The organism is Pseudomonas sp. P4_C4 (genome assembly GCF_056402055.1).
This window is the reverse complement of the sequence record NZ_JBFUID010000021.1, coordinates 17,218-42,411: the sequence shown is the minus strand read 5'-3', so window position 1 is coordinate 42,411 and position 25,194 is coordinate 17,218. Positions and strand designations below refer to the sequence as shown.

The window sequence follows — 25,194 nt, the reverse complement described above, 5'->3', positions numbered from 1 at the left end:
ACCGAAATGTCTGCCGCACAACCAACAACGACAACAAAAAGGTGCATCAGCCCATGAAAAGCAATAACAGCCACCTCAACCTGCGGCAAAGCCTGCTGGCCTCGGCCATTCTGGCGGCCGCCATGCCAGCCGCCCAGGCCTTCGAGTTCGACACCGGCAGCGAAGACTGGTCGGTGCGCTTCGACAACACGGTCAAGTACAACTACGGCGTGCGCACCGAGAGCGCCGACAAGCGCATGCTCGCTACGCCTAACAGCAACGACGGCGACTACAACTTCCGCAAGTCCGGGACCAATATCACCAACCGCGTCGACCTGCTCAGCGAACTAGACGTCGTCTACCAGAAAGCCATGGGGTTTCGCGTCAGTGCCGCCAGCTGGTACGACAAGGCCTATGACAATACCGGCTCCAATTCCAACCCGTTCGTCAACGGCAATGGCGCCCAGTCTGGCCAGGTGCTGGTAGACCCACGCACGCCCCTGATTACCGCGGACGGTGTTGGCTTTGGCAGCCCGCACCTGAGCAGATATGCCAAGCGTTACTACAGCGGCCCTTCCGGCGAGATCCTCGATGCCTTCGTGTTCTACAGCACCGAAGTGGGTGAGGAATCACTGTTGAGCATCAAGGCTGGCCAGCACAACGTGTTCTGGGGCGAGACTATCCTCAATCCGGTGCATTCGGTCAGCTATGGCCAGGCCGGCCTGGATTTGGCCAAGCTGTCGGCGTCCCCTGGCACCGAGGCCAAGGAGCTGTTCATCCCACGCAACCAGATTTCCGCCAGCTTCACCGTCAACCCGGAGCTGAGCATCGGTGCCCAGTACTTCCTGAGCTGGGACGAGGCCCGCCTGCCAGAGGCCGGCACCTACTACGGTGGTTCCGACCTGCTTGGACAAGGCGCTCAATCATTCCTGCTCGGCCATACCGGCACCCCGGGTTTCCTGCTGCAAAATGCCCTGACCAGCGTTCGTCGTGGCAAGGACCTTACCCCGGATGACCGTGGCGATTGGGGGGTCATGGCCAAGTGGTCGCCTGAATGGCTGGATGGCACCCTCGGATTCTACTACCGTAAAACCTCGGACATTCTTCCGCAGGCATGGCTGAATACCTCGTCACTCTCAACCGCCGGGGCACTCCCGCTACCAGCGGGGGCATTTCCCAACCTGCTCAACTCGCTCGGCACCGGCACTTACCAGTTCGCCTATGGCGATGACATCAACATCTACGGCATCAGCCTATCGAAGGAGTTCGGCGGCGTCAGTGTCGGCAGCGATCTCAACTTCCGGCAGAACATGCCACTGGCCAGCATCCCCGCCGTGCTGAGTTCAACCAGCCCCCTGGGCCTTGGTAATGGCTTCATGGTTATTCCGCCGCGCACGGCGGGCACGGGTGTCGTCTATGGCACGCCCCGGGATGGCGACAGCCTGAGCGCCACAGGCGATACCCTGCACTGGACCCTCAATGGCTTGATGACCATCGCCGACACCCCGCTGTTCGATTCAGCCACTCTGCTCGGCGAGCTGTACTACAGCAGGCTGATCAGCCTCGATAGCGAGAACGAGGCGCTCTACAAGGGCAAGAGCAGCTACCGCGGCATCGACAAGCCAACCCGCGACAACTGGGGCCTGGCGGTCAACTTCACCCCGACCTGGTACCAGGTATTTCCGGGTGTCGACCTGAGCGCACCGCTGTCACTCAACGTCGGCGTCGACGGCGTTTCACCGGTGGTGGCCGGCGGTGCGGAGGGCGCGGGCACCTATGCCATCGGCCTCGGTGCGGCGATCTACAACAAGTACTACGTCGATCTCAAGTACGTAGACGCCTTCGGCAAGAGTCAGTCCTGCGACGACGGTCAGACCGATGGCACTACGCCGGACGCGTTCGACACTGAACAGGATTACACCTGCTACGCCGGTGGCTACACGGCGTTCACCGGTGGAGGCGCCACCGAGGACCGCGCCGCCATGTACCTCACCTTCAAGACCACCTTTTGATCCACGAACGGCTTAGCTACTAAGCAGGAGAACAACAAGATGAAATTCGTGCATACGCTTCTGGCCGCCTCCCTGGCGCTGACCCTCGCAGGTCCGGCCCAAGCGGCCGTCTCCACTGCAGAAGCCGCCAAGCTCGGCGCCGAGCTGACGCTGATCGGCGCGGAAAAGGCCGGCAACGCCGACGGCTCCATCCCGGCCTACGAGGGCGGTCTGACTACCCCGCCGGCCAGCTACAAGCCCGGCGAAAGCATGCGTCCCGATCCGTTCGCCAACGAGAAGCCGCTGCTGGTGATCGACGGCAAGAACGTCGAGCAGTACAAAGACCAGTTGACTGCCGTGTCCGTCGAACTGGCCAAGCGTTATCCCGGCTTCCGTATGGAGGTCTACCCGACCCATCGCAGTGCTTCCATCCCCAAGGGTGTGTTGGACAACATCCTGAAGAACGCCGTCACGACCAAGTCCACGGAAGGTGGCAACGCCATCGAGAACGCGCTGCCGGGCACCCCCTTCCCGATCCCGCAGTCCGGCGCCGAGGCCATGTGGAACCACCTGCTGCGCTACCAGGGCATGAACATCTCCAGCAAGTTCGACAACTGGTTTGTCGACAGCAGTGGCCAGCCCAGCCTGGCTGCCACCGGCAACGCCTGGGTGAACTACGCGGTATACGACGATCTGAACAAGCCGATGCAAGCCCAGGATACCTACTATCAGATCAAGCTGATGTACACCGGCCCGGCCCGCCGTGCCGGCGAAGCGATCGTGCTACGTGACGCGGTCAACCCACTGGTCCAGCCGCGGCGCGCCTGGCAGTACCTGCCTGGCGTGCGCCGGGTCAAGCTGGCGCCGAGCCTGGCCTACGATACCCCCGACCCGGGCTCCGCCGGTGCGGCGACTTACGATGACGCCTTCGTCTTTCTTGGTGCGCTGGACCGCTACGACTGGAAGCTGGTGGGCAAGCAGGAACTGATCGTGCCCTATAACGCCTACCGGGTGACCTATGCGACCGACGCCAACAAGCTGCTCACGGCCAACCACATGGAACCAAGCTCCGTGCGCTGGGAGAAGCATCGCGTCTGGGTGGTCGAAGCCACCCTCAAGGAGGGCGCCCGCCATATCTACCACAAGCGCCGTTTCTACCTGGACGAGGACACCTGGATCGCCCTGGCTTCGGACCAGTACGACGCCCGCGGCCAGCTGTACCGGGGGGCCTTTGCCTTCCTCAGCCAGAGCTATGACCAGCAGGTCCCGGATGCCACACCCTACGTCAACTATGACCTGATCGGTGGCAGCTACAGCGTTAGCGGCCTTACCGGCCCGTACGGCGGCATCAAGTACAGCAAGCCACTGTCCAACGCGCAGTGGTCTTCCGAGTCGCTGGCCGGCGCGGGGATCCGCTGAAGCTACTCCGCCTGCCCGGGTAACGCCGGGCAGACTTTACGCCGGAGTGCATGTCCATGCCTTTCGGAGACCTTTTTCCAAGAGGACGCACTATGTGTTCTTTCAACAAATGCGTGCTGCTCGTGCTGTGCGCCACGTTGACGCTACAGCAGGCTGTCGCTCAGGCTGCCAGCTATGTCGACGTGCTGGACCTGCCGGCCAAGGCGAGTGCCTTGGCACTGCGCAGTTCCCTGCTGGACGTTACCCGTGCGGGTGAACGTTTGGTGAGCGTTGGCCAGCGTGGCCATATTCTCTATTCCGATGATGCCGGCAAGACCTGGCAACAGGCCGCCGTGCCGGTCAGCTCCGATCTGAATGCCGTGTATTTTCCAACCGCCAAGCACGGCTGGGCGGTGGGCAATGACGGCGTGATCCTGCACAGCAGCGACGCCGGCCTGACCTGGAGCAAGCAGCTCGATGGCCGCCAGATCGGTGAGCTGGTACTCAAGCACTACAGCACCCTGGCCGCCGCCGAGCCAGGCAACGAAAAGTGGGCCATTCTGGCCGCTGCCGGCCAGCGGCTGGTCGACGAGGGTGCCGATAAGCCCTTCCTCGACGTCTGGTTCGCCGACGAGCAGCTCGGCTACGCGGTGGGCGTCTTCAACCTGATTCTGCGCACCACCGATGGTGGGCAGAGCTGGACGCCATTCCAGGACCGCACCGACAACCCCCAGGGCCTGCACCTGAATGCCATCGCCGCCACTGGCGACGCGCTCTATATCGCGGGCGAACAGGGTCTGCTGCGCAAGTGGGATGCCATTCTCGAACGTTTCACCGCGCTGGAAACGCCTTACAAGGGCAGCTTCTTCGGCGTTATCGGCAAACCCGGGGAGGTGCTGGTTTATGGCTTGCGCGGGAATGTTCTGTACAGCCGTGACGGTGGTTATACCTGGCAGGCACGCCCCTCCGATCTGCAGATCAGCTTTTCCGCCGCGCTGGTCGATGCCCAGGGCCACTATCGGCTGTTCACCCAGGCGGGCCACCAGTTGCTGGCCGAGGACAGCCAGCCGCGGCTGCGCCTGTTGCCGCAAGCGCAGCAGGCCCCGGTCGCCGGTGCGATCCAGGCCGCCAATGGTGCGCTGATCCTGGTTGGTGCGCGCGGCGTACGCAGCCTGCCTGCCCAATAACCAGAAGAATACGAGCGAGTATCCCTACATGGGCAAAATCCAACAAGACACCATGCCGGTGATCCGCGACCTGGCTGACTTCGACCCCCGCTCCGGCAATCGGCTGGAGCGACTGGTCTTCAACCACCGGGGGCCGTTCATCCTGTTCATGGCGCTAATCACTCTGGTGCTGGGCTATATGACGCTGACCCGCCTGGAACTGCGCCCCAGCTTCGAGAAGATGATTCCCCAGAGCCAGCCTTACATCCAGAACTACCTGGAGAACCGCGCCTCGCTACGGGGTTTGGGCAACTCGGTCCGGGTGGTGGTAGAGAACACCCAGGGTGACATCTTCGACCTCGAGTACCTGGCCGTGCTCAAGCAGGTCAATGACGAGCTGTTCCTCACCGAGGGCGTCGACCGTGCCTGGATGAAGTCGCTGTGGAGCCCGGCGGTACGCTGGACCGAGGTGACCGAAGAAGGCTTCCAGGGYGGTCCGGTGATGCCCGACTCTTATAAGGGTAGCGCGAGCGACATCGAGCAGCTGCAGCAGAACATCAACCGCGCCGGCATAGTCGGCAGTCTGGTGGCCAGCGACTTCAAGTCGACCATGCTGGTCGTACCGCTGCTGGACAAGGACTCGGCCACCGGCAAGAGCCTGAATTACCACGAGTTTTCCAAGCTGCTGGAGCAGCGCCTGCGTGACAAGATCGAGTACGCTGGGGACAGCACCGCGCGCGCGTCGGGTGAGGAGGGCACGGGCAAGTACAAGATCAGGGTGATCGGCTTCGCGAAGCTGATGGGCGACCTGATCGACGGCCTTATTCAAGTCATGATGTTCTTCGGCCTGGCCGTGGTCACGTCGCTGCTGATCATCTACCTGTACACCCGCTGTGTGCGCAGTACCCTGCTGGTGGTCGGTTGTTCACTGATGGCCGTGGTCTGGCAGCTGGGCATAATCGCCTGGCTGGGCTATGTCATCGATCCCTACTCGGTGCTGGTGCCATTCCTGATATTTGCCATCGGCGTGTCCCATGCAGCGCAGAAGATGAACGGCATCATGCAGGACATCGCCCGCGGCACCCACAAGCTGATCGCCGCTCGCTATACCTTCCGCCGCCTGTTTATTGCCGGAGTCACCGCGCTGCTGGCGGACGCCGTGGGCTTCGCCGTGCTGATGTTGATCGACATCCCGGTGATCCAGGACCTGGCCATTACCGCCAGCATCGGCGTGGCCGTGCTGATCTTCACCTCGCTGCTGATGATGCCGGTGGCGCTGTCCTACGTCGGCGTCGGGCGCAAGGCCGCCGACCGCGCGCTAAAGATCGACAACCGCGCCGTCGAGCACCGTGGCTTCGGCAAGCTATGGGATCTGCTTGACCGCTTCACCACGCGCAAGTGGGCCACCTGCACCGTGCTGGTGGCCGTGCTCATGGGCATCGGCGGTTTCATGGTCAGCCTTCAATTGCAGATCGGCGATCTCGACAGCGGCGCGCCCGAGCTGCGCGCCGACTCGCGCTACAACCGCGACAATGCCTACATCACCAGCCACTACGCACTTTCCAGCGACATGTTCGCGGTGATGATCAAGACCGCCCCGGAAGGTTGCCTGAACTACCAGACCCTGGTCCTGGCCGATCGCCTGGCCTGGGAGCTGCAACAGCATCCGGGGGTGCAGACCACCGTATCGCTGGTCAACGCCGTGCGCCAGATCACCGCCGGCAGTTTCGAGGGCAACCCCAAGCTCAACAGCATCCAGCGCAACCAGGACATGCTCAACTACGCCGCGCAACAAGCCTCGGTCAACGCCCCCGAGCTATTCAACACCGACTGCTCGCTGATGCCGGTGATCGCCTTTCTCAAGGATCACAAGGCAGAAACCCTGGACGCGGTGGTGGCCATTGCCGACAAGTTCGCCCGGGAAAACAGCACCGAAGATCGCCAGTTACTGCTGGCCGCAGGCTCAGCCGGGATCGAGGCCGCGACCAACATCGTGGTGCGCGAAGCCAACCGCACCATGCTGCTGTACGTCTACCTGGCGGTGATCCTGTTCTGCCTGATCACCTTCCGCAGCTGGCGCGCGACGCTGGTGGCGCTCCTGCCGCTGGTGCTGACCTCGATTCTCTGCGAGGCGCTGATGGTGGTGATGGGCATAGGCGTCAAGGTCGCCACCCTGCCGGTGATCGCCCTGGGCGTGGGCATAGGTGTGGACTACGCGCTGTACCTGCTCAGCGTGCAGCTGCACTACCAGCGCCATGGCATGTCGTTGTCGGACGCCTACCAGAACGCGGTCGCCTTCACCGGGCGGGTGGTGGGGCTGGTCGGCATCACCCTGGCGGCCGGGGTGATCTGCTGGGCCTGGTCGCCGATCAAGTTCCAGGCCGACATGGGCATCCTGCTGACCTTCATGTTCCTGTGGAACATGCTCGGTGCGCTGATCCTGATCCCGGCGCTGTCGCACTTCCTGCTGCCGGCTCAGGCGCAGATGAAGCCGATTCCAGCGGATGGCGCCGCGCCTGCCAAGAGCAACGCCGAGGCGGTGACATGAGCCGGTGGCACCGGCCTGTTGCTGGACTACCAGCTGCGCCGCTACCCGCTGCCGAACAAGACTGGATTTGCCCTGACGCCTGCACAGGTGCAGGCCCTCGACGGCGCCATCGAACAGCGTTTCGATGGCCTGCTGGTCGAGCATTCCACGCACACCGAGGTGCTGGCCAAGATCAGGGCCAGCTACCGCTTCGTGCGCGCCGAATTGCAACAGGATAAAGGTCGCGCGCAGGGCGGCGCCGAGTTCTACCTCAGTCACGCGGTGCTCGATCTCGACGAACTTGCGATGACGGTGCTCGGGGAGCAGAGCTGAACCCAATCGCCTTCCATCAAGCCAATCAATGCCTGATCCACAGACCTCACCAACAGACATTCCAACCAGCGAGCTACCCATGGCAATTGCACAACTGCAAGGCAAACAGATCCTGATCACTGGCGCGGCCTCCGGCATCGGCCGCGCGTCCGCCATTGCCTTCGCCCGCGAGGGCGCCCACATCATCGCCAGCGACTTGCAGCTCGACGCGCTGCGGAGCCTGCAGGAAGAAATCCACGCGCTGGATGTGCAATGCCACATCTACACGGTCGACGTCAGCAGCGAAGCGGCCATGCGGGGCTTCTGCGAGCAGGTGATCGCCGAACTGGGGGCACCTGACGTGCTTTACAACAATGCCGGCATCGCCCACCTCGGCAAGTTCCTCGACAGCGACCTGGCCCACTGGCAGCGGGTGATCAACGTCAACCTGATGGGCGTGGTCTACGGCTGCCACCTGTTCATTCCGCACATGCTGGCCGCCGGCGGCGCGCGCCAGGTGGTCAATGTCTCCTCCACGGCGAGCTTCGCCCCGGCGCCGTCCATGGCAGCCTATGCGGCCTCCAAGGCGGCCGTCGCCGGCCTCAGCGATGTGCTGCGCATGGAACTGGCCGGTAGCGAGATAGTGGTCACCGACGTCTGTCCGGGGGTGATCAACACTGCCATCACCACCAGCGGCAGCGCTACTTCCCCGGGCATGACCTCGGCGCAGTTGCAGCGCCTGCAGAGCTACTACGCCCGCGAGGGATGCTCCCCGGATGTCGTGGCCAACGACGTGCTACAAGCCGTGAAAACCGGTAAGACCCTGGTGCTCAGCGGTCCTTATGCGAGCCTGGCCTTTCACCTCAAGCGCATCTCGCGGCGCCTGTTGCAGAAGGTGACGCTTGGCAACGCCCGCAAGGCCGGCTATCTCTGAGGTGCAGCAGACGCCGAGTTGGCAACGCCCCGCACTCGACAAGGAGTGCTTTACCGCTCGGCGCCAGCAGCAACGGCCGTACGATACTTGGCTGGCGTCACCGCATGCGCAGCCCGAAAACAGGCCCTCAGGTGCTGAACCCACTCTCCTGGGCAATGCGGGCAATCGGCATGCTGGACATGCTGGACATGCTGGACATGCTGGACATGCTCAGCAGCTTGCGCGCCTGCTCCAGCCGCACACTCAGAATATAACGATGCGGCGGCATGCCCATGGCATCTTCAAAAATCCGCCGGAAGTGGGCATGGCATTCTGACGATTAAGCGTGAGCGCGGTCTCGATACTGGAGACCGCGTTTTTTTCAACCGTGGCACTGCAGAAGCGACCATAGGACGATAAATCCTACGTTCCACACAAGATCGGCATAGGGGACGGTCTTCATAGACCGTACCCCTGCCACACCACCCGGCATGCGGGTCGGCGTGCTGCCAGTGGAAGGACTTGCATTGCTGTTCGGGGTGTATCGCTTCATGGCCATCGCCACCTGCAACACCATCGGCAATAGCGTGGCGACGGTGGTGGTCTCAAAGTGGTCGGGGGAGTTTACCGAACAGACTGCAAAGGCCGAATACAGCCGAGTGTTCGGGCGTAATCCAGAGGCAGCGCTTTAACCGATCAATGGCCTGTTGATGGGAAGTGAAAACTCCTTGAAATTACTGATTTTCTCTAACTGTAAAGGGCCCTTAAAAGGCCCTTTTTTATTCAAAAAAATTTCTGCGGGCACTGAAGACTTTCATGAGCAAAGCATGTTCGTTTGAGGTCGCTTTGTAGTGCTTCGCGACGGGCAGAAATCGGCCAAAAGGGGACATCGAAGATTGGCCGATAACGGACCGCTAACCTTCCCAGTGCTTAATGTAGTTCGCGGGTACTGGATACCGGGAGTGCACATCATGGGCAGTGGCTCAGCTCTCAGGCCAAGCCACTGAGAGAAATTAAAGCACAAGGCCAAGCACTGGATTACGTACCTGGCCCTAACCACCAAAAAGGGGACCTTTTATCGACTGATTGGCGCCGAGAGAATCGTATAGCCATACCCGGACACTCTCCACTTGCTCCAACAAACCTCAGTCCCTCAGTCCCTCAGTCCTTCTGCAAAGCGCACGGCTGCACGCATCGGCCCGACAGCGTGCGAACTGGAAGGGCCGACGCCAACCTTTAACAGATCAAAAACACTCCAGCGGCATACTTAGTTCCGCAGCTAACGCTGGTGGATGATCAGGCTTTGTAGACCGGAAAGCGTTCGCACAGCTCTGAAACGTGGCGAGCGATACGAACCTCTACCTCGGCATCACCGAGTTTGTCGAGGATGTCGCAGATCCAGCTGGCAAGGACGCTGCATTCTGGCTCCTGGAATCCACGTGTGGTAACCGCAGGAGTACCAATTCGCAGGCCGGAAGTCACAAACGGCGACTGTGGGTCGTTCGGCACCGCATTTTTGTTCACGGTAATGCCTGCTCGGCCCAGCGCAGCATCGGCATCCTTACCCGTCAGACGCTGACGAATCAGACTGACCAGAAACAGATGATTGTCGGTTCCACCCGAAACCACATCGTAACCTCGGTGGATGAATACGTTTGCCATCGTCCTGGCGTTTTTGATGACCTGCTGTTGATACGCTTTGAATCCAGGCTCCAGCGCTTCCTTGAAGCACACAGCCTTCGCGGCGATCACATGCATCAATGGGCCGCCCTGCCCGCCTGGAAAGACTGCCGCGTTGAGTTTGCGCTCAAGGTCTTCATTACCTTTGGCAAGAATCAAACCACCACGGGGACCGCGTAGCGTCTTGTGAGTGGTAGTCGTGACTACATGCGCGTAGGGAAGCGGATTCGGATACAGGCCGGCCGCCACCAATCCGGCCACGTGGGCCATATCGACGAACAGGTAGGCGCCGACCTTATCAGCGATGGCGCGAAAGCGCGGGAAATCCAGGGTTTTTGAGTAAGCGGAGAACCCGGCGATGATCATTTCCGGTTGATGCTCGACCGCCAGTCGTTCCACCTCGTCGTAATCAATCAACCCCGTCACGGTATCGATACCATACTGCACCGAGTTGTAGAGCTTACCGGAGAAACTGACCTTGGCACCATGAGTCAAATGTCCACCGTGAGCCAGGCTCATCCCCAATACAGTGTCACCCGGCTGGAGGAGTGCCAGGTAAACAGCGGCATTAGCCTGACTACCGGAGTGCGGCTGAACGTTGGCGTAATCTGCACCAAACAATTCCTTGGCTCTGTTGATCGCCAACTGCTCAACCTTGTCGACGTGCTCGCAGCCGCCGTAGTAACGCTTGCCTGGGTAACCTTCAGCATACTTGTTGGTCAGCCCACTGCCCTGGGCTTCCATCACCCGCTGACTGGTGTAGTTTTCTGAAGCAATCAGCTCGATATGCTGTTCCTGACGGAGCTCTTCGGCGTCAATCGCACTCAGCAGTTCGTCATCGTAGCCCTGGATTTGGTCTTGCTGGCTGAACATTGCTTATCTCTCCTTCAACTTTTATTTTTGTTCGAATCAGGAAATCCAGCGCGCAGAAACGGTTCAAACAGCGAACGTGAACGCGCCGGATGAACGACTTTTGAATGTTTGAGTTGGTCAGCTGATATAGGCGATAAAGGCATTGACGCCTGCTTGCGCCACAATCTCATCCTGATCGGGAGTACCTGAACTGCACCCTACCCCACCCACGATGAACTCTTGCATGAAGAGCGGCAGCCCACCGGCGACAATGGAAAAGCGTCCCTGGTTGCTGGTATTGATGCCGAAGGCCGGCTTGCCTGGCACGCTGATGTCGCCATAGGCGCGCGTCGATTTACGTGCGGCGGCAGCAGTGAAGGATTTGCTGATGGCAATGTCGATACTGGTGATCCGCGCATTATCCATGCGCTGAAACATGATCAGATGACCGGCGTCATCGGTAATGGCGATGTCCATATCAACCGCCAGCTCCTTGGCTTTCGCAAGGCAAGCTTGCATGATGTGTTGAGCATCAGCCATTGTCAGTCTGGGTACCATTTTCATTGTCTTCGACCTCAGATTTGATGAATTAAAACCACTCCAACCCTATTTGTTCAGAACTCCAGAATTCTCTTCTTGGGTTTTACTTCTGCACCTCCTCGCTCAATCTCTGCAAAGAACTCAGGCAGTGAAGTCGATAGCGCGGACAGGATCTTGCCCAGCGTGTTAACCCCGGGGCTTGCTTGATTCTTTTCTATGACAGATATGGAGCTATGGGTAACCCGTGCTTTTTCGGCGAGTTTGCGCTGTGTAAGGCCTTGTCGAAGACGTAGTGATTTAAGCGTTTGCGCCATCACAAAATCATCCGCCCCAGCTGTTTTTCTACCCTTGTCCAGGGTCAGCCCGTCGCTGGCTACAAGGACAGGTATTTCCTCGGCAGGCATGTCCCGCTCGAACTCAAGCCAGGTCGTTTTCCAGGTTTTACCGGTGACGGGATGCACTCCCTCCGGAGCGAGCACAGCAAGCGGCATCATCACGTAAGGTCTATCGATGAGATCCGACCTTGGCAGTACCCCATGCTCATAAACGCCCACAAAATCCCCGTACAGCAAAATATCGATATCCACCGGTAAGACGATTCGAGGAGCCAGCACGCGCGCGTATCTGGCCTCAAAACGCTTTAGAACATCACTCAACTGGCCCAGCGATAGTTCAGTGCGTCCGGACAGAACAAGGTTAAAAAAATCGTCGCCCACACAGCCGGCAGCCGCAGAGGAATAGACCGGGGAGCACTGAACATCCACTAGCAATGCGGCCAGGAAATCCAACGCCAGCCCCAAATGATGATCTCGGTCCTGGTTACTCCCTAACCCGAGGTAAATCAAAGTCGACATGGCGCTGGACTCCTGAGAAGGCTGTAACGGCAAAGGTTTACTTTGTCAGCCAGGCATTGAAGCGTTCATTGAGTTCGTCGGCATGGTCACCCCACCACTCGGCATTCATTTGTAATGCTGTCTTGAAGTTTTCCGGGGAGGTCGGCAGATGCGGTTTCATCTCCTCGCTGACCAGGGCTTGCGACGATTTACGCGTCGGGCCATAGGCGATGTATTTGCTTTGCTCAGCCAGCACCGGGGTGCTCGTGGCGAACTTGAGGAATTCCATGGCCCGCGCTTTGTTCTTGCTGCCGGCCGGCACAGCCCACACATCCATGTCGTACAACTGACCGTCCCAGATAATCTTGAACGGTTGCTTCTCTTGGGTCTGAGCCGTCCAGATACGTCCATTCCATGCCGAGGTCATTACGACCTGGCCGTCCGCAAGCAACTGCGGCGGCTGGGCACCTGCTTCCCACCAGATCACCTGACTCTTGATCGAGTCGAGTTTGGCGAATGCCCGCTCGATACCCGCCTCGGTTTCCAAGGTGGAATACACTTCATTACGAGGCACCCCATCGGCCAGCAGTGCCCACTCCAACGTGCCTTGAGGCGCCTTGCGCAAGCCACGCTTGCCAGGGAATTTGTTCAGGTCGAAGAAATCCTTAAGCGTTGCGGGCTGCTCACCTTTGAACGCGTTGACGTTGTAAGCGACCGCCGTCGACCAAATGATGTTTGCCACCGCACAGTCGGTGACGGCGCCGGAGATGAAGTCCACGTCAACCGGGGCGCCGCCCGTCCCCGCTTCCAGGTCCTTGCTCGGGTTGATACGTTCGAACAGCCCCGCATTGCACGCCCGAACGGCATCCGGTAATTCCATGTCGACGACGTCCCAGGTGACGTTTTTGGTATCGACTTGAGCCTTGAGCTGAGCGATGCCACCGGAGTAATCCTCCAGCGTGGTTTTCACTCCAGTTTTCTCGCTGAATGGCTTGATCGCTGCCTTGGTCTGGGCAGCCGCCAATGAGCCACCGTATGTGACAATCGTCAGATTCTCTTGCGCCATCGCAGACACACACGCGAGGCTTGTTACCGCGCATATCAACATCTTTTTCATAACTGCTTCCCTAGATCTCAGATCAATTAGTGATTCCACGAACGCGGAGCGAACGACGGCGCAGGACTTCGATAGACAGCAACAGCAAGACAGACAAAATGATCAGCAACGTTGCAGCAGCGAGAATCGTGGGACTGATCTGCTCACGCATTCCGGACCACATCTGACGAGGGATGGTGCGCTGCTCGACTCCCCCCAAAAACTGAACGATCACCGCCTCGTCGAACGAAGTTATGAATGCGAACAGCCCGCCTGAAATGATGCCGGGGCGAATGAGCGGAAACGTCACGTTGAAAAACGTATAGGTTGCCGATGCGCCCATGCTGGCGGCGGCGCGGGTCAGTGAATGATCGAACCCCACGAGCGTTGCGGTGACGGTCAGAATCACGAAAGGTGTACCCAGCACAGCGTGCGACAGGATCAGCGCGAGCAGGCTCTGGCCAATCCCCAATTTGCTGTAAAAGAAGTACATGCCAGCGGCTGAAATAATCACTGGGACGATCATCGGCGAAATCAGAATGCCAGTGAGCAGGCGTTTGTACGGCAGGTCAGCGCGGCTCAGCCCAATGGATGCGAGCGTACCGAGCGCGGTAGCGATCACTGTTGCACCACACGCCACCAGGAAACTGTTCTTGATCGACAGCACCCAAAGCGGGTCGTTGATCAGCTGGTGATACCAGCGTAAGGAAAATGCCTCCGGTTTCAGACGAAGCATGTCCGACGTGAAGCTGAAATACGGCTCGACGTTAAAGGACAACGGGATGATTACTAGAATCGGTACCACCAGAAACATCAGCACGAGCAGGGCAAATCCGCGCACGGTGAAAAACCAGCAGCGTTCGAAAGGTCCGATGTAATTTGGAAGGCTCATGGCTCACCCCAACTTCATATTGGTAATGCCTACGAATCGGTCGTAGACCCAGTACATCAGCAGCACCACCACCAGAAGCAGGCTGGCAATTGCCGAAGCCAGCCCCCAGTTCAAGGACGTCTGCATGTGATAAGCGATGAAGTTGCTGATCATCTGGCCGGTTCGGCCACCCACAAGTGCAGGCGTGATGTAGTAACCAACCGCGAGAATGAAGACCAGAATCCCCCCTGCACTGACGCCTGGCAGGGAAAGCGGAAAGTAGATCTTGAAAAAGGTACGCATGGAGCTGGCGCCCATGGAGTGCGCAGCACGGATGTAGATCTGGTCGACACCGCGCATGACGCTGTAAAGCGGCAGCACCATGAACGGCAGCAGAATATGCGTCATGGCGATGATCGTGCCGTACAGGTTGTACATCAGATCGAGCGGCTGATTGATGATGCCGAGACTGCGAAGGACATCGTTGAAAACCCCGTTTGACTGGAGAATCACGATCCAGGCGCTGGTCCGGACCAGCAACGATGTCCAGAACGGCAGTAGCACGAGGATCATCAGCAAGTTGCTGAAGCGGTCCGGCAAGCTGGCCAGGAAGTACGCCAGCGGATAGCCCAGCAGAAAGCAGATGAAGGTGATCGCGACACTGACCGCAAGCGTCTTCAGCAGGTTGTCGACATAGATCTGCCGGCTTTCTGGCTGCTGGACGATGTCGCCGTTATCGTCGTATTGACGATCCAGCGCCGCCAGGTAATGCACTGCGGAAATCGAGGGCGCCATTACCTTGAGCTGCGACCACGTTGCGGTTTCACCCCAGCGTTTGTCGATGCTGATCATTAGCGGCTTGAATTCGGTGATCCCAGCCTGACTCTGTTTTTCCAGGCCTCTCGCCGTCTTGTTCAACAGCAGCTTCATGCCGCTTTGCACGCGATTCAAGTCAGTCCCGACCCGGTCCAGGTTCTGCGATTTGAGCAGTGCGAGAATATCGTTGCCGAGGACTGCAAACGTCTTCTCCTCAGGCAGCGCGTGCCGCTCCCAGTGCTTCAACTCGACCGCACTGTTAGGCATGTAGTCGGCGAGTGTGCCGTTTTGCACGCTGCGCATTAGCATGTCGCCAATAGGCATGAGAAAGAAGACGGCGATAAACGCAAGCAGTGGCAACACCAGTAGCACGGACTTGAACTTGTTCCGACGCTCGGCCTTGTCCAGGCTTTCCTTTATTGACTGGCCAACCTTCGGCTGCACAAACAGCCGATCCGCAGGCCCTTCAGACATTACAGGGCGATTCATGGAGTGATCTCCGTGTGAGCGGTGACGAAAGTTAGATAACGGTGTTGAGCGCTCGACAGTCGTCAGCACGCCACCCTACGGTCACCAGGGCGCCGGGAGTCGGCGTCGACTGGTTGACGCCGTTCACCACTTTGACGATGAAGTCATCTTGGTCCGCGACGCTTAACCGCAAACGAAGGTGGTCCCCGTGATAGATCAGCTCTTGAATTTTTGCCGGTAGCCGGTTTTCACATTGACCGTCGGCCGGATCGAGGTAGACGCGCTCTGGGCGAATCGACAAGRTGGTTTTCGTGCCACGGGCAGTACTCGCGGATTTCGCCGCAACGGCCTTCACTCGAAGGTTGCCGACTTGCACTTGGCAGTAATCGCCATCGCGTTCGATGACCTCCCCCGTCAGCCGGTTGTTTTCACCAATGAAGCTGGCAACGAAGGCGGTCTCGGGTTTCTCGTACAGGTCGGACGGATTGGCCAGTTGCTGAACCACACCATCATTGAACACCGCAATGCGATCAGACATGGTCAGCGCTTCAGTCTGATCGTGGGTGACGTAAACAACGGTAATGCCCAGCTGCTTGGAAAGGCGCTTGATCTCGTACTGCATTTGTTCACGCAGTTGTTTGTCGAGCGCGCCGAGCGGTTCGTCCATGAGCACTAGGCGAGGTTCAAAAATCAGCGCGCGAGCCAGGGCTACTCGTTGTTTCTGCCCGCCGGACAGTTGTGCCGGCATGCGATTGCCCAGCGGCCCCATGGCGACCATGTCCAGGGACTTCTTAACTTTGCCCTGGATGTCGCTTGAAGACAGGCCGCGGACCTTGAGTGGAAAAGCCAGGTTCTCAGCAATGGTCATGTGCGGGAACAATGCATAGTTTTGAAAGACCATGCCGATTCCGCGTTTCTGTGGCGAGATATCGTTAACCGGCTGTCGGTCGATGGAGATTTCACCGTGAGTGACGGTTTCAAAACCCGCCAACATCATCAGGCACGTTGTCTTTCCAGAGCCAGACGGCCCAAGCATGGTGATGAATTCGCCGCGCTGAATATCCAGATTGAAGTTTTTGACCACGAGGTTTTCGCCATCGTAGCTCTTCTGCACATTGCGAAAACTCACAAAGGATTCTGTTTGCATGTGAACACCCTTCTGCAATTCTTTGATCAGCTAAGTGCGAAGCCGTCTTTAGCGGCGCTCACACGGTTTCTCTTGTTCGCGTGGACTCAGGACTGCTTTCGATCAGGCGTACGGACGCCCGTGTCTGATGGTCGACGCGGCAAACTCAAGAGGAATCTTTCGGCAGAAAAGGCTCAGGGCGAGCCCGGAATCGATAAGGTGTGATGGAGCGGCACGAAGTTGCGAACCCTGTTGGATTGTCGACGACTTCGACCTGACGATGCATTTTGCATTCATGGTTGTCTCCGGCGATTTTTGCGCCTGGCCCGGAGTCGAACCTCCGGGCACTGCGCGACTCAATCGACTTGTTGTTATGACGTTTCTATACCGTGCCTGACCGCCGCTAATACGGTTGGCCCAGGGGGGTCAGCACTTGATTTTGTTCATTTCAGGGTCGTAGAACGCACGAAGGCTGGCCTCAACCTCATACCGCTTCGTCGCCACCTCAATCTCGTACTTGCCTTCTTTCACCCAGTCAGCCGTTGCACCTTCGGCGTTGCAGACATACCCCATGGCGACGTTGCCGCCGATGTAATGGCCGTACATCCCAGAGGTCGTGCGGCCGACGATCTCTCCGTTCCGATAGATCGGTTCTTCGTGATAGTTGGTAGCTTCTGGATCGAGGAACTTGAACAGGACCATGCGTTTCTTCACGCCTTCGGCTTTCTGCTTGAGCAAGGCCTCTTTGCCGATGAAACCGCCGGCCTTGTTGAAGTCCGAGGCAAACGACAGCCCGGCTTCCAGCGGGGTGTCCTCCTCCACCACGTCGTGGCCGAAGTGGCGATAGCCCTTCTCGATACGCAGGGAGTTCAGGGCGTGATAACCACACAACTTCAAGCCGTGAGGCTCCCCCGCCGCGACGATTCGGTCGAATACATCCGGAGCGAATTCAGTCGGGATGTACAACTCCCAGCCCAACTCGCCCACGTAGGTAATACGCGACGCTCGTACGCGGGCATAGCCGAGTTCGATCTCCCTGGACGTGGCAAACGGGAAGCCTTCGTTGGAGAGGTCGTCGGTGGTCAGCGGTTGCAGCAAGTTGCGAGCGTTGGGGCCCATCACGCTGATCACGGCCATCGACGAGGTGACATCGGTGTAGACAACATTGGCCTCGTCCGGCGTGTTGCGGCGCAACCAGTTCAGCTCGCGAGTCTGCGTCCATGGACCGGTGACGATGAGGAACGACTCCTTCTCAAGTCGTGTCACGGTCAGGTCGGCCTCGATACCACCGCGCTCATTAAGCCACTGGGTGTAAACGATCTTGCCCGGCTCGACATCGATGTTGTTGCTGCAAATGCGGTTGAGCACCGACATCGCATCGCGACCCTGGACCAATATCTTGGCGAAGGAGCTTTGATCAAACAGACCGACGGTTTTGCGAACCGCGTTGTGTTCGGCTGCCGACCACTCGAACCAGTTTTGTTTACCCCAGCTGTACCCGTATTCCGGCTTCTCACCCTGCGGTGCAAAAAAGTTCGCGCGCTCCCAGCCGACCACTTCGCCGTAGCAGGCATTGGCGGCCACCAAACGGTCATGGAGGATACTTTTGCGTGCGTTACGGGCGGACTCGAACTGACGGAATGGCCAGTGCATGGCATACAACAAGCCCAGCCCTTCCGTGGTGCGGTCGTACAGGTATTGAGAGTTACCCTGGAACGGCAAATTACGCTTGATGTCGACGTCCCACAGATCCATTGGGGCGTGACCTTTGGCGATCCACTCGGCAAGTACCTTGCCGGCGCCGCCCGCTGACTGGATGCCCACCGAGTTGAAGCCCGCGGCGACAAAATAGTTACGCAACTCAGGTGCTTCACCCAAGTGGTAGCGGTCATCGGGGGTAAAGCTTTCAGGACCGTTGAAGAACACTTGCAGCCCGGTCTTTTCCAGCGCTGGGATTCGGCGAATGGCCGCTTCCAGGTAGGGTTCCAAGTGATCGAAATCAGGCGGCAATTCATCAAAACTGAAGCTATCAGGAATGCCTTCATGCCCCCAAGGTTTGGCGTTGGGCTCAAAGGTGCCGATCAACAGTTTGCCGGCGTCGGTCTTGAAGTAGTTGTAGTAGTCCAGGTCACGCAGTGTCGGCAGCATGATGCCGTTGATTTCCGGCATCGGCTCCGTGACCACGTAGTAGTGTTCTGCGGCGTGGAGGGGAATGTTGACCCCGGCTTTCTTGCCGAAATTACGCGCCCACATACCAGCGCAGTTCACCACGAACTCAGCGTCGATATCGCCCTGAGCCGTGACGACGCCGGCGGCCTTGCCATCCTTGATCTTGATGTCCAGGACTTGGGTGTTTTCAATGATTTTTGCGCCGCCCATTCGAGCGCCCTTGGCGAGTGCCTGGGTGACATCAACCGGGTTGACCACACCGTCCAGTGGCAAATACACGCCGCCGACGATGTCTTCGATGTTCAGCAGTGGCCACAGGTCAAGCGCTTGCTCAGGGTTGACCACTTCACAGGGAAAGCCACAAAGCTTGGCCATCGACGCGCCGCGCTTGAGTTCGGTGAAACGTTCCTGGTGAGTCGCGACGCTCAAGGAACCGTTACGCACAAAGCCAGTGGCCTGACCGGTTTCTGCTTCAAGGCCCTCGTACAAACCAGCGCTGTACTTCGCCAGCATGCTCATGTTGTAGGTCGCGCGCAGGGTCGGCACCAGGCCGGCAGCATGCCAGGTCGTGCCGCAGGTCAGCGTCTTGCGCTCCAGCAGCACAACATCCTTGATGCCCAGTTTGGTCAGGTGGTATGCAACGCTGCACCCGATAACCCCACCACCGACGATGACGACACGAGCCGAACTCGGAACGGTATTGCTCATTTTAAAACTCCAGGGCCAGCACCCCAGGCAGGGCAACTGGCTCGACGATTGGGGGGTGCTTAGAACACGATGGTTTTATTGCCGTACACGAGCACGCGATCTTCGAGATGGTTTCGAAGCCCACGGGCCAATACGGTTTTTTCGACGTCTTTGCCTAACCGCACAAGATCATCGACAGACTGTTCGTGGCTGACGCGCGCGACGTCCTGCTCAATGATCGGCCCCTCGTCGAGGTCTTCGGTCACGTAGTGACAGGTCGCGCCGATCAGCTTTACTCCACGACGCGACGCCTGGTGATACGGCTTTGCGCCGATGAACGAGGGCAGGAAGCTGTGATGGATGTTGATCACTTTGTGGCGGTATTTTTCACACAGGTTCTGCGGAAGAATCTGCATGTAACGAGCGAGAACGATGCAGTCCGCGCGGTACTCATCGATCAGTTGTTCGGTTTTGGCAAACCCTGCAGCCTTATTATCTTTGTCGACCGGTACGTATTCGAATGGAATGCCGTACCACTCAACTAGGCTGCGCAAATCCTCATGGTTGGAAATAACGCAGGCGATGTCACAGACCAGGTCACCGGTTTTCCAGCGATCGAGCAGATCGGTCATGCAGTGCGAGCCTTTGCTGCACATCAGCACCACGCGCTTGCGCTGGTCGCTGTCGACCAGACGCCAGTTCATCGACATCTCTTGTGCGAGCGGTTCGACTTTGCGTTTCAACACTTCGATGTCAAACGGCAGGGTCTCCGCGCGAACAACCATGCGACTGAAGAAGCGATTGCTCTCTTCGTCAGAGAACTGCGAGGCTTCCTCAACCCAACCGCCATGACTGGCGAAAAGACCCGCCGTGCGGGTGATGATTCCCACCCGGTCTGGACAATCGAAAGCGAATGTATAGGTACGCTTGGCGCTCATTTCAGACTCCTTAGGACAGGGCAGCTTCAAGAGCCGGAACTGCTTCGAACAAATCGGCAACCAGGCCGTAGTCAGCAACGCGGAAAATCGGCGCCTCCTCGTCCTTGTTGATCGCGACGATGATTTTGGAATCTTTCATGCCGGCCAAATGTTGAATTGCACCCGAGATGCCGACAGCGATGTACAAGTCAGGCGCCACGATCTTGCCTGTCTGGCCAACCTGCATATCGTTGGAGACGAAACCTGCATCGACGGCTGCGCGAGAGGCACCCACTGCGGCACCAAGCTTGTCGGCGACTTTTTCCAGTAGCGCGAAGTTGTCGCCGCTACCCATGCCACGGCCACCGGAAATGACGATCTTGGCCGAGGTCAGTTCGATCCGATCAGAGACGCTGAAATCGGCACTCAAGAATTTGGAAAGACCGGTGTCGTGAGAGACAGAAATGGCCTTGATGGGCGCCAATGCCACCGTCCGTTCGGCAGCTGCAAACGCCGTGGTGCGGACGGTCAGCACCTTGACTGCGTCAGAGCTTTCAACGGTCGCCAGGGCATTACCGGCGTAGTACGGCCGAACGAATGTGTTCGGGGAAACGATTTCCACAACGTCACTGACCTGGGCGACATCCAGCAATGCAGCCACACGAGGAAGCAAATTTTTGCCGTACGCCGTAGAGGCGGCAATGACATGACCATAGGTCGAGGTCTTCACCAGCTCGGTAACCAGAGCGGCCACATTCTCGACACCTTGATCGGCATACTCAGGCGCATCTGAAATCAGTACGCAACTCACACCTGCAAACGCAGCCAACGCCTCCGCGACACTGCCCGCTTGCTGACCTGCTACCAAAACGTCGACGTCGGCCCCAAGGCTCGCAGCCGCTGAAAGAGCGTTCAAGGTGCCCGACTTAAGAGCCCCCTCGTGGTGCTCAGCAATCAATAACACAGCCATCAGATCACCCCCGCTTCGTTCTTCAGCTTCTCGACCAGTTCTTGAACGCTACTCACACGAATGCCTGCCTTACGCTCAGGCGGCGCCGAGACCTTGATGACTTTCAAACGAGGAGCGATATCGACACCGATGTCGCTGGCATCAATGACCTCCAGTGGTTTTTTCTTCGCTTTCATGATGTTGGGAAGTGAGGCGTAGCGTGGCTCATTCAGGCGCAGATCAGCGGTGATCACTGCGGGCAACCGCAAGCTTCTGGTTTCCAGTCCACCGTCGACCTCACGAATGATATTGACCCACTCACCGACGACGTTGATTTGCGAAGCGAAGGTGCCTTGAGCGCTGCCCATCAATGCGGAAAGCATTTGACCGGTCTGATTGTTATCACCATCAATGGATTGCTTACCCAGGAGAACAATGCCGGGTTCTTCGCGCTGGGTAACGGTGTAGAGAAGCTTGGCAATCGCAAGAGGCTCCAGATCGCTACCCGTCTTGATCAGCACGGCTCTGTCTGCGCCCATTGCCAGTGCGGTTCGCAACTGCTCCTGACAAGCATCAGGGCCCACCGATACGGCGATGACTTCGCTGGCCTGCCCGCTTTCCTTCAACTGAAGTGCGGCCTCCACAGCGATTTCGCAGAAGGGGTTTATCGACATTTTTACGTTGCTTAACTCAACGTCAGATTCATCCGCTTTGACACGGACTTTGACGTTGGCGTCTACGACACGCTTCACCGCCACCAGCACCTTCATAGCAACCTCCGAATAAGTCCAAACCTCTGGAATCCGATGCTATAAGCCCCTATACCCTATTACAAACGATCTATATTTGGTACATAGATAAGCAGAGCTTATTCGTCGATGCGTCTTGCAGGTCACCTTTTTTGTTTTGCGCTGAAACAAAAAAAACCCGACGCAAGCGTCGGGCAAAGTGCACCAAGCAGAGAGCAATTCCTTTGATCAGCTCGGCTAATAGCCGCTATCCATCACCGAATCTGGTACTTCGATGGCAAGCCTACCCACACGGCTTAACGGCTAAATTCAGAGGATCTTTTTGCAAGCCAGGCATTAAAACGTTCGTTCAGTTCGTCAGCATGATCGCCCCACCACTCCGAATTAACCTGCAATGCCGTCGCAAAGTTGGCCGGGTMCGTCGGCATACTCGACTTCATATCGGCGTGAACCAGTGGCTGGGACGACTTGCGTGTAGGGCCATAAGCGATGTACTGACTTTGGTCAGCCATGATTTGAGTCGAGGTTGCGAAGCGCAGGAAATCCATGGCCTTGGCTTTATTGGGTGCACCCACCGGCACGGCCCACACATCGATGTCATACATCTGACCGTCCCAGATGATTTTGAATGGCTGTTTTTCTTTCGCCTGTGCGGCCCAGATCCGACCATTCCAGGCTGAAGTCATCGTGACCTGACCATCTGCCAGCAACTGCGGAGGTTGCGCGCCAGCTTCCCACCAGATCACCTGGCTCTTGATCGAGTCGAGCTTTTTGAAAGCACGCTGAAGCCCCTCATCGGTCTCCAGTGTTTCGTACACCTGATCACGAGGAACACCATCCGCTAACAGCGCCCATTCGAGGTTCGCCTGGGGCGCTTTGCGCAAGCCACGCTTACCGGGGTATTTTTTGAGGTCGAAGAAATCAGCCAGTGTTGTGGGGGCCTGTCCTTTGAAGGCATTGGTGTTGTAGGCAACCGCCGTGCTCCAAATGTAAGCACCGACCCCGCAATCGTTCAGCGAACCTGGCAGGAAATCCGTCGCCGTAGAGCCATCAGGCGCGGCGGCGAGATCTTTCGCTGGGTTGATGCGCTCCAACAGGCCGGCATTACAGGCCCGCACGGCATCTGGCATTTCCATATCGATTACATCCCAGGCCACTTTTTTCGACTCAACCTGAGCTTTGAGCTGGGCAATACCTCCCGAGTAATCTTCGGTACGAATCTTGACGCCTGTTTTATCGGCATAGGGTTTGATCGAGGACTGTTGCTGAGCCGCCGCGACACTTCCGCCATATGTGACAACCGTCAGGTTTTCTTGCGCCATCACGGTGAAGGAGGTCAAACCGGAGACGAGGACTAACGCTAATTTTTTCATGATGCTCCCGATAGATTTCTAGTAAGGAAGGCAGTGTGATCATTGAGTTCGTTATTGTTTTGTTCCACGCATCGCACTAGTCACGCTTCGGTCGCTCAATCGCGTAGCGACTCTTTCTCCTCTACATGCTGGTGTAGTTGGGGCCCCCGCCTCCCTCGGGTGCGCGCCAAATGATGTTTTGACTCGGGTCCTTGATGTCACAGGTTTTACAATGCAGACAGTTCTGCGCATTGATCTGAAATCGGCTCGCTGATGTATCCTCCACAACCTCGTACACACCGGCAGGACAGTACCGTTGCGCCGGTTCGGCATAGGTGGGCAGGTTGAAAGCGATGGGGATCGCAGAGTCCCTGAGCGTCAGGTGGCAGGGCTGATCTTCTTCGTGGTTTGTGTTCGACAGATAGACCGAGGAGGTCTTATCGAAACTCAGTATGTTGTCGGGTTTCGGATAGTGAATAACCGGAGCCCAATCGGCAGTAGCCATAGTCGAGTAGTCGGGGCGCTTGTCGTGGAAAGTCCAGGGCAATTTCCCTTTCAAAAGATTCAGATCAACCCAGGAATATGCGGCTCCGAGTAGATTGCCAAATCGGTGCATGGCAGGACCAAAATTACGCTGCTGGTATAGCTCGTCGTAAATTGATGACGCTCTGAATTTCCCCGCATACGCTGCCAGATCCTGACCGGCCGAATCATTGACAGCAAGCGCTTCATAGATGGTGTCAGCCGCCAGCAGCCCGGACTTCATGGCTGTGTGGGAACCTTTGATCTTGGCAAAATTCAAGGTACCGGCATCACACCCAATCAGCAGACCACCCGGAAAGTGCATCTTCGGCAACGACTGAAGCCCGCCTTTCGCAATGGCACGCGCGCCGTAGCTGATGCGCGAGCCACCACGCAGATACTGCTCGTAAAGAGGGTGATGCTTGAGCTGTTGAAACTCATCAAAGGGCGAAAGATGGGGGTTGCGGTAATTGAGATCTACCACCTGCCCAATTACTACTGTGCCGTCTTCCAAGTGATACATGAAGGCGCCGCCCTGAGTGGCACTCTCGCTCAATGGCCATCCCGTGCTATGAATCACAAGCCCTGGAACATGCTGCTCAGCAGGTATCTCCCAGACCTCTTTGATGCCCAACCCGTAATGTTGAGGGTCGCTATCTGCATCAAGGGAGTACTTACTAATCAGTTGTTTTCCTAGGTGTCCCCGACAACCTTCAGCGAAGACGGTTTGCTTACCGATCAGCTCGATGCCGGGCGTGAAGCCCCCCTTTTGCTCACCAGTTCGACCGACACCCATGTCTGCGGTCACAACGCCTCTGACCCTCCCCTCCTCGTCGTACAGGACATCCGATGCAGGAAAGCCCGGAAACACATCGACACCGAGGGCCTCGGCTTGCTGACCCAGCCAACGGCAAACATTGCCAAGGCTGACGATATAGTTTCCATCGTTGTGCATCGTACTGGGAGCGAATACTCCGGGAACCCGAATGGAACGGTGAGAGCAGGACAGATAGAAAATTTCGTCTGATTTCACGGGGGTGTTCAGTGGCGCCCCCATATTTCGCCAATCAGGAAACAATTCATTCAGTGCGGTAGGTTCGAATACAGCACCGGACATGATATGCGCACCGACCTCTGCGCCTTTTTCGACCAGACATACTGATAATTCCCGCCCTTCTACGATCGCCAACTGGCGCAGGCGAATGGCAGCCGATAGACCGGCAGGCCCTCCTCCCACTACGACGACATCAAATTCCATAGACTCGCGTTGCATCAAAACCT

The 25,194-nt window shown here is 57.9% G+C and carries 19 protein-coding genes and 3 pseudogenes; 7 read left to right on the top strand and 15 right to left on the bottom strand.

What is annotated here, in order from left to right; genetic code table 11:
* Positions 1–53: 53 nt before the first annotated feature.
* The 6 genes from AC1DXW_RS13165 to AC1DXW_RS13140 all read left to right on the top strand — a co-directional run bounded on the left by AC1DXW_RS13165 (position 54) and on the right by AC1DXW_RS13140 (position 8,307).
* A complete protein-coding gene (locus AC1DXW_RS13165) occupies positions 54–1,991 on the top strand; it encodes a DUF1302 domain-containing protein (RefSeq protein ID WP_477753222.1) in 1,938 nt (645 codons plus the stop codon).
* A 39-nt stretch (positions 1,992–2,030) separates the two neighbouring features.
* Entirely contained in the window at positions 2,031–3,389 is a 1,359-nt protein-coding gene (locus tag AC1DXW_RS13160) for a DUF1329 domain-containing protein (RefSeq protein WP_477753221.1), read from the top strand.
* 92 nt (positions 3,390–3,481) lie between these two features.
* On the top strand, positions 3,482–4,555 hold the full coding sequence (locus tag AC1DXW_RS13155) for a WD40/YVTN/BNR-like repeat-containing protein (RefSeq protein ID WP_477753220.1): 1,074 nt from the start codon (positions 3,482–3,484) through the stop codon (positions 4,553–4,555).
* 28 nt (positions 4,556–4,583) lie between these two features.
* A complete protein-coding gene (locus AC1DXW_RS13150; protein ID WP_477760073.1) occupies positions 4,584–7,082 on the top strand; it encodes an efflux RND transporter permease subunit in 2,499 nt (832 codons plus the stop codon).
* 18 nt (positions 7,083–7,100) lie between these two features.
* Positions 7,101–7,394, top strand: a complete 294-nt coding sequence (locus AC1DXW_RS13145; RefSeq protein ID WP_477753218.1) for a hypothetical protein — start codon at positions 7,101–7,103, stop codon at positions 7,392–7,394.
* 79 nt (positions 7,395–7,473) lie between these two features.
* Positions 7,474–8,307 (top strand): SDR family NAD(P)-dependent oxidoreductase, encoded by an 834-nt coding sequence (locus AC1DXW_RS13140; protein ID WP_223510780.1) that lies wholly within the window; start codon positions 7,474–7,476, stop codon positions 8,305–8,307.
* A gap of 127 nt (positions 8,308–8,434) precedes the next feature.
* Here the strand turns inward: AC1DXW_RS13140 and AC1DXW_RS13135 are convergent.
* A pseudogene (locus AC1DXW_RS13135) lies at positions 8,435–8,599 on the bottom strand (helix-turn-helix domain-containing protein); the annotation flags it as partial.
* Positions 8,600–8,783: 184 nt separating this feature from the next.
* On the opposite strand from AC1DXW_RS13135, the pseudogene AC1DXW_RS13130 reads away from it, so the two are divergent.
* A pseudogene (locus AC1DXW_RS13130) lies at positions 8,784–8,978 on the top strand (dicarboxylate/amino acid:cation symporter); the annotation flags it as partial.
* Positions 8,979–9,445: 467 nt separating this feature from the next.
* Here the strand turns inward: AC1DXW_RS13130 and AC1DXW_RS13125 are convergent.
* From AC1DXW_RS13125 to AC1DXW_RS13060, 14 genes and pseudogenes are all read right to left on the bottom strand, one after another.
* Positions 9,446–9,529, bottom strand: a pseudogene (locus AC1DXW_RS13125) (serine dehydratase beta chain); the annotation flags it as partial.
* A 53-nt stretch (positions 9,530–9,582) separates the two neighbouring features.
* Positions 9,583–10,839 carry a serine hydroxymethyltransferase gene (glyA, locus tag AC1DXW_RS13120; protein WP_477760072.1) on the bottom strand — a complete coding sequence of 419 codons (1,257 nt, stop codon included), beginning with the start codon at positions 10,837–10,839 and terminating at the stop codon, positions 9,583–9,585.
* A gap of 117 nt (positions 10,840–10,956) precedes the next feature.
* The gene (locus tag AC1DXW_RS13115) at positions 10,957–11,358 is read right to left on the bottom strand and encodes a GlcG/HbpS family heme-binding protein (protein WP_432783427.1); all 402 of its coding nucleotides are present in this window, start codon (positions 11,356–11,358) and stop codon (positions 10,957–10,959) included.
* Between the two features lie 74 nt (positions 11,359–11,432).
* A complete protein-coding gene (folK, locus tag AC1DXW_RS13110; RefSeq protein WP_477753215.1) occupies positions 11,433–12,212 on the bottom strand; it encodes a 2-amino-4-hydroxy-6-hydroxymethyldihydropteridine diphosphokinase in 780 nt (259 codons plus the stop codon).
* A 37-nt stretch (positions 12,213–12,249) separates the two neighbouring features.
* Positions 12,250–13,257, bottom strand: coding sequence for an ABC transporter substrate-binding protein (locus AC1DXW_RS13105; protein WP_256594895.1), 1,008 nt, complete (start codon positions 13,255–13,257; stop codon positions 12,250–12,252).
* Positions 13,258–13,330: 73 nt separating this feature from the next.
* On the bottom strand, positions 13,331–14,179 hold the full coding sequence (locus AC1DXW_RS13100) for an ABC transporter permease (RefSeq protein ID WP_477753214.1): 849 nt from the start codon (positions 14,177–14,179) through the stop codon (positions 13,331–13,333).
* 3 nt (positions 14,180–14,182) lie between these two features.
* Entirely contained in the window at positions 14,183–15,463 is a 1,281-nt protein-coding gene (locus AC1DXW_RS13095; RefSeq protein ID WP_477760071.1) for an ABC transporter permease, read from the bottom strand.
* Between the two features lie 31 nt (positions 15,464–15,494).
* Entirely contained in the window at positions 15,495–16,589 is a 1,095-nt protein-coding gene (locus tag AC1DXW_RS13090; RefSeq protein WP_477760070.1) for an ABC transporter ATP-binding protein, read from the bottom strand.
* Between the two features lie 405 nt (positions 16,590–16,994).
* Positions 16,995–19,445, bottom strand: coding sequence for a GcvT family protein (locus AC1DXW_RS13085; protein ID WP_477760069.1), 2,451 nt, complete (start codon positions 19,443–19,445; stop codon positions 16,995–16,997).
* Between the two features lie 59 nt (positions 19,446–19,504).
* On the bottom strand, positions 19,505–20,362 hold the full coding sequence (gene purU, locus AC1DXW_RS13080; protein ID WP_046035443.1) for a formyltetrahydrofolate deformylase: 858 nt from the start codon (positions 20,360–20,362) through the stop codon (positions 19,505–19,507).
* Between the two features lie 10 nt (positions 20,363–20,372).
* Positions 20,373–21,311 (bottom strand): electron transfer flavoprotein subunit alpha/FixB family protein, encoded by a 939-nt coding sequence (locus AC1DXW_RS13075; RefSeq protein WP_477756376.1) that lies wholly within the window; start codon positions 21,309–21,311, stop codon positions 20,373–20,375.
* Complete coding sequence (locus tag AC1DXW_RS13070) at positions 21,311–22,060, bottom strand: electron transfer flavoprotein subunit beta/FixA family protein (RefSeq protein WP_477760068.1); 750 nt, start codon at positions 22,058–22,060, stop codon at positions 21,311–21,313. Before AC1DXW_RS13070 ends, AC1DXW_RS13075 begins: the two co-directional genes overlap by 1 nt.
* 275 nt (positions 22,061–22,335) lie before the next feature.
* Positions 22,336–23,412: an ABC transporter substrate-binding protein gene (locus tag AC1DXW_RS13065; RefSeq protein WP_477760067.1), complete on the bottom strand. Its 1,077-nt coding sequence runs from the start codon at positions 23,410–23,412 to the stop codon at positions 22,336–22,338.
* A gap of 121 nt (positions 23,413–23,533) precedes the next feature.
* A complete protein-coding gene (locus AC1DXW_RS13060) occupies positions 23,534–25,186 on the bottom strand; it encodes an electron transfer flavoprotein-ubiquinone oxidoreductase (RefSeq protein ID WP_477760066.1) in 1,653 nt (550 codons plus the stop codon).
* Positions 25,187–25,194 lie beyond the last annotated feature (8 nt).